This is a genomic window from Caldisericum sp., assembly GCF_049967455.1.
GTDB lineage: Bacteria > Caldisericota > Caldisericia > Caldisericales > Caldisericaceae > Caldisericum > Caldisericum exile_A.
The window spans coordinates 1-576 of sequence record NZ_JBMFSR010000122.1; the positions used below are offsets into that span (position 1 = coordinate 1).

1 protein-coding gene is annotated in these 576 nt (G+C 33.9%); it reads right to left on the reverse strand.

The features are described 5' to 3' along the window. Window positions 1-249, reverse strand: a 249-nt coding sequence (locus ACP5SP_RS08120) for a DUF2334 domain-containing protein (RefSeq protein ID WP_428076582.1), incomplete at its 3' end; no start/stop codon positions are given. Window positions 250-576: the final 327 nt, after the last annotated feature.

Below are 576 nucleotides of genomic sequence, written 5' to 3' on the forward strand. Positions count from 1 at the left end.
CTTTGGATTCACGTAAACGGGTATCATGGATACTGAGAAGGGGACATGCTTTGAATATAGGTAATCTGCAACTTGATAAAGAGTCTGCAACCTTTGAGGATCCATTGCATACCAAGGGCTTACGTCTTCGATCCTAATAAGCGCATACCTCTCACCTGAGGCCTTCACTGGATTCAGATTTAAAAGAAAAACCATGAGGGGAACCAGTATGAAAAATATTTTTGCCACAGTCTTCTTTTTTAATTTCATCATTTTACCGCTGTCCAAATATTTTATTCAACCTAAATTGAGCGATTTTTTATTATTTTGGAATCCACGATCCTTTTCAGTGGATTTATCACTCTAAAAAAGTTTAGTACTTTTTTGAAAAAATTGCAAGTTTTTGGAGCATATTTTTCTATTTTTTATTTCTTTGTATTCGTAGCTCTTTTCATTCGAATACATTTTGTTCTATTTAAAGTAGTGTGAATGTGCGCAATATCATGAATAATCTGGATAGTTTTACTGTATTTTATGAATTCTAAGCATAGTTACCCTGCCCCTAATATTTTGGGGAGGAAAGCTTATGGAATTGAT